The organism is Streptomyces sp. BR123 (assembly GCF_013401435.1).
In the GTDB taxonomy this organism is placed as follows: domain Bacteria; phylum Actinomycetota; class Actinomycetes; order Streptomycetales; family Streptomycetaceae; genus Streptomyces.
In genome coordinates this window covers 1-4,897 of record NZ_JACBGN010000414.1, presented here as the reverse complement: position 1 = coordinate 4,897, position 4,897 = coordinate 1, and the positions used below count along the sequence as shown (strand labels likewise).

The 4,897-nt window shown below is 74.1% G+C and carries 4 protein-coding genes; all 4 read right to left on the bottom strand.

Translation table 11 applies throughout. The annotated features are described in order from the left end of the window. Positions 1 to 1,833: ATP-binding protein (locus HYE82_RS33960; protein ID WP_256988066.1), on the bottom strand; the 1,833-nt coding region annotated here is incomplete at its 3' end. Between the two features lie 427 nt (positions 1,834 to 2,260). After that, positions 2,261 to 3,445: a zinc-dependent alcohol dehydrogenase gene (locus HYE82_RS33955; RefSeq protein WP_179178070.1), complete on the bottom strand. Its 1,185-nt coding sequence runs from the start codon at positions 3,443 to 3,445 to the stop codon at positions 2,261 to 2,263. 201 nt (positions 3,446 to 3,646) lie between these two features. After that, complete coding sequence (locus tag HYE82_RS33950) at positions 3,647 to 4,342, bottom strand: DUF6766 family protein (RefSeq protein ID WP_179178069.1); 696 nt, start codon at positions 4,340 to 4,342, stop codon at positions 3,647 to 3,649. Positions 4,343 to 4,536: 194 nt separating this feature from the next. Next, entirely contained in the window at positions 4,537 to 4,716 is a 180-nt protein-coding gene (locus tag HYE82_RS33945) for a hypothetical protein (RefSeq protein WP_179178068.1), read from the bottom strand. Positions 4,717 to 4,897: the final 181 nt, after the last annotated feature.

The following is a 4,897-nucleotide window of genomic DNA, read 5'->3' as shown; positions in this document are numbered from 1 at the left end:
GTCCCGCAGCTCGGGGGCCAGGTGGGCCTGGGCCCGCCGACGGGGAAGGGGCGGCCGGTCCGGGTGGGTCCGGGCGGCCGGCACGGACGCGGCTGCCGGCGCCGCGTTCCGGGTCGAGCCCCCTGCCCGGGCCCCGGCCACCGGCCAGGGGTCCGCCGGGTGCGTGCCGAGCCGCGGATCCGGTCCGAGGACCGGGGCCGCGCCGGGAGCGGGCCCGCGGTCGGGCCGCGCGGCCGGGGCGGGAGCCGCCCCTCCCGCACCCGCCGCCCAGGCCTCGGCGGCGTACGGAACCTGCGGCTGTGGCGGCCGCACCACCGCCGGAGCCCGGACCGCGGCAGGAGCAGGGGCCGGCTCCTGGACCGGAGCCGGCGGCGAGGCCACCGCTACCGTCGGCCCCGTACGGCCGGGCCGCGGCTCCGGGGCGGCCTTCGCCCGGGCCGGTGCCGCGGGCCGCCGGGCGGCAGGCGCTGCGGCCGGACGGGGCACCGACACCCGCGCGGGCTCCAGCGGCAGCATCCCGGGCTGCCCCGGCCCGGCCCCCGTCCCCGGCCCCGTCCTCGTTCCGGATCCGGTCCCCGCGCCGGTCCCCCACGAGGTGGCCCGGGAGCCGCCGATCGCGTCGGCGGCGCCGGGCGCCTCGGCACCGAGCAGGTCCTGCGGCAGGACGAGCACGGCGAGCACCCCGCCGTAGATGTTGGCCTTGAGCTCGACTGCGATGCCGTGCCTCCGGGCCAGGGCCGAGACCACGTACAGGCCGATCCGCCCGTCCGCCAGCAGGTGCCGCACGCTGACCTGGTCGGGATCGGCGAGGAGGGCGTTCATCCGGTGGTGTTCCGCGGCCGGCATGCCCAGCCCGCGGTCCTCGACCTCCACGGCGATGCCGGCGGTGACCCGCTCGGCGCGCACGACCACGTCGGTGTCCGGGGCGGAGAACACCGTGGCGTTCTCGACCAGTTCGGCGAGCAGGTGCACCACGTCGGCGACGGCGTGGCCGCGGACGGTGCCCCCGGCCGGCGGCACCACCTTGACCCGCGTGTACTGCTCGACCTCCGCGACGGACGAGCGCAGCACCTCGCTCAGGTCGACGGGGCGGGTCCACTGGCGGCGGGAGCCGGCGCCGCCGAGCACGGCGAGGTTCTCGGCGTGCCGGCGGATCCTGGTCGCCAGGTGGTCGACGTGGAAGAGCTCCTTCAGCAGGTCGGGGTCCTCGACGGTGTCCTCCAGCCCGTCGAGCAGCGAGATTTCGCGGTGTACGAGGGACTGGAGGCGACGGGCGAGGTTGGCGAAGACCTCGACCTTCCGCTCGCTGTCGCAGGGGGCGGCCGGTGCGGCCAGCCGTACGAGGGCGGCGTGCGCCTGTTCCCGGGCGCCGCGCAGCTCCTGGGACAGCAGCCAGAACTCGTCGACCTGCCCGGGGTCGGTACCGGGCGGCAGCGCGGTCGGGCCGCCGCGGAAGGGCCGGGCAGGCTGCTCGCCGCGTTCGAGCCGTTCCGCGCTGGCCCGCAGCTCCTGGCGGCCGCGCACGCTGGAGCGGCGCAGGGCCTCGCAGCGGTCCCGGACCGCCTCGGCGCTGCGCCGGGCGCCGAGCAGGGCTGCGGCGAGCGCGCCGACGACGAGCAGGGCGCAGCCGAAGAGGACGGGCCAGAGCCGGGCGTCCCGGTGCCCGCCCCCGCCGCCGAGCTGCAGGGTGAAGATCACCGCGGCGGTTCCGCTGAGACCGGCGGCGAGGGTGGGCAGCACGGCGGCGCGCACCATCCGGGGCCGTATCTGCCGCCCCGGACCGGTGGCGGCATGTCTCGACGGGGTGTGGCGGGCGGCGCGGAGTCCGGACATCGGCGTCCTCATACGTGGATCCGGGCCCCCATGGATTCCGGGCCCGGTGTTGATCACCGATACCCACGCCAGACCGTGGAAATCCCGCCGCTGACGCCCAGTTGGGGAACTTCACCGGGCGCTTCCCGCTCCCGAGGGGGCGCTCGTACGGCCGCCCGAATCCGCCGGGAGCGCGTGTTCGGGCGCAGCCGCCCGCGCCCCCGACGGCGCCTCTCCCCGCCCGACTGCCGGGCACGGCCGTCATCCGCGGGCCCGCCCGCGCGGCGGGCCGTCTCACCTCTCGCCGGCGGGGTCCCGGTGTGCGCGCGTGGGCCGGTCCCGGCGCTGCGTCCGTCCGGCGCCTACCGCTCCAATGGGATGCACCTCGTCGAGGGCGCGGAGCCCGGTCGGAGGTGTCGGCGACGCCGCTCCGGTCGCCGGCCCGCTGTCAGGGCGTGAAGAGGACCTTCACGACGCCGTCCTGCTTCTTCTGGAACATCTCGTAGGCGTCGGGAGCCTGCTCGAGGGGCAGCCGGTGGGTGGCGAAGTCGTCCACGCCGAGGGGGTCCTCGTCGGTGAGGAGGGGGAGGATGTCGTCGACCCAGCGGCGTACGTTGGCTTGGCCCATGCGCAGGGTGAGCTGCTTGTCGAACATGGTCAGCAGCGGCAGCGGATCGGCCGCGCCTCCGTACACCCCGGACACCGATACGGTTCCGCCGCGTCGGACGAGCTCGATCGCGGCGTCCAGCGCGGCGAGCCGGTCGACTCCGGCGCGTTTCATCACGGCCGCGGCGAGAGCGTCCGGCAGGAGCGTGGCCACGCCCTGCGCTGCGGCGGCGACGCGGCTGCCGTGGGCTTCCATGCCCACGGCGTCGATGACGGCATCGGGGCCCCGTCCGCCGGTGAGTTCGCGGACGGCGTCGGCGAGGTCGTCGCCGCTCTGCCGGACGTCCAGGGCGTGGCTCCCGCGCCGGCGGGCCCGGTCCAGGCGTTCGGCAACGAGGTCGATGCCGATGACCGTGCCGGCTCCGCGGTGGGCGGCGATGCGGCAGCTCATGTCGCCGATGGGCCCCAGGCCCAGCACGGCGACGCTGCCACCGGGCGGCACGTTCGCGTACTCGACCGCCTGCCAGGCCGTGGGCAGGACGTCCGACAGGTAGACGTAGCGGTCGTCGGGCGGCCCGTCCGGGACCCGGACGGGGAGGGTGTTGCCGAACGGGACCCGCAGATACTGGGCCTGGCCGCCCGGTACCTGCCCGTAGAGCTTCGTGTAGCCGAAGAGCGAGGCTCCGGTGCCGTGCTCGTGGACCTGTGTGGTCTCGCACTGCGACTGGAGCCCGCGGGCGCACATGTAGCACGTTCCGCAGGAGATGTTGAAGGGGATCACCACCCGGTCCCCGGGCTTCACGTGCGTGACCTCGGGTCCCACCTCCTCGACGACGCCCATGGGCTCGTGGCCCAGGATGTCGCCGACGTCGAGGAAGGCGCCGAGGACCTCGTAGAGGTGCAGGTCCGAGCCGCACAGGCCGGTCGTGGTGACCTTGACGATCACGTCATCGCGGTCCCGAATCGCGGGGTCGGGCACGGTGTCGACGCGTACGTCCCGCTTGCCGTGCCATGTGAGTGCCCTCATGACGCCTCCTTGCCGACGGCCCTGTCGCAGTTCCGTGGGTCCGTGCTGCTGCTCCCTGCCCCCACGGTGCGCGTGCCCCCGGTACGGCCGGCGAACCGGAATGTCCGCCGTCATCGGCTGGTCCGGCGCCCCGTCCGCGGTGCGGGCCGTACTCGCGGATCCGACGCGGTACGTTCGCGGCATGTCGTGCCACGGGGGTGGTCAGCCCTCGATGCCCGTGGCGGCGTGGGCGGCACCGACCGGTTTGGATTCCGGGGAGCCGCGTTGGCGGAGGTAGATGGACAGTACGACCATGGCGGCGACCGCGAGGAGTTCGGACTGCCAGTTCTGCAGGGTCCGGTTCCAGAAATCGGGTGTGGCGACGTAGTCGGCCCAGCTGACGGGGTTCTCCAGCCGGCGGAGCTGCTGGTCGTTGTAGGCGGCGGTGCCGGTGACGGACTGGGCCAGCCAGGACAGCGCGAACAGCACTCCCATGACGGTGCCCAGGGAACGGGCGTAGAGGCTTTGCCGCCAGTCCCCGGTGCCGGCCCAGCGGGGCGAGTCGGGACGGGCGTGCTCGCCCATGCGCTGCTCCTGCTCGCTTTCGACGCCTGCCTTGTGGATCTCCTTGGATTCCGGGGAGCCTCGTTGGACGAGGTAGACGGTGCCGAAGACGTAGAGGAAGAACTGCAGGAACTCCGACTGCCAGTTCTCGGTCACATCGACGGCGAAGTCCGAGGAGGCCAGGTAGTCGGCGAAGGTGATCGGCTGAAGGCCGTCCACGGTCATCTGCTCGTTGAACTCGGCGTGCCCGGCGATGGCCTGGCCGGCGAGAACCACGAGGAAGGCGATGCCGAAGGCGAGGGTCAGGCTGTTCTCCCGCCAGAACCCCCTGTGCTTTTCGCGGCTGCCGGTCATCGCTGTAGCACCCCGATGGTGATGAAGTAGCCGAGCCCGCCGAGGATGACCAGCAGGCAGGCGACGAAGAGGAACCGCACCGTCTCACGCCCCTTTGAGCATGCAGTCGTAGGGCTGGTCGCGCCGCGGCGTGCAGCCCGCGGCCGCCGGGAACGGCACGTACCGGCCCCCGGCCCGCCGTGGGCGTGCCCACGTCATTTGGAGGCGGTGCCGGGAACGGCCAGCGGATCGCGCGGCGTCTCCTTCTTTCCGGCTTCGAGCTCCTCGGTCACCCCGTGGGCGATGTTGCGGCGTTCGGCGGTGTCGCCGCCGGAAGTCTTCTCGAACCTTTTGAACAGCTTCGCGACCGTCCTGTGGTCCTCGCGCAGCAGCACGACCGCATCCACGGTCAGGCCCTGTCAGGTGTGGACGCGGCTGTTGGCGCCGTCGTGGCCGTCGGCTTGGTCGTCGTCGAACCAGTAGCCGCCGGCCGCCAGGTAGCGGAACGAGTGGCGGCTGTGGGCGGGCAGGACGACCGTGGCCGCGCGGCTGCCGTCACCGCGGGAGGTGAGGGGG

Excerpts from the sequence above, each read along its gene's own strand:
- HYE82_RS33955 (WP_179178070.1), bottom strand. The coding sequence starts at position 3,445 with ATGAGGGCACTCACATGGCACGGCAAGCGGGACGTACGCGTCGACACC.
- HYE82_RS33950 (WP_179178069.1), bottom strand. The coding sequence starts at position 4,342 with ATGACCGGCAGCCGCGAAAAGCACAGGGGGTTCTGGCGGGAGAACAGC.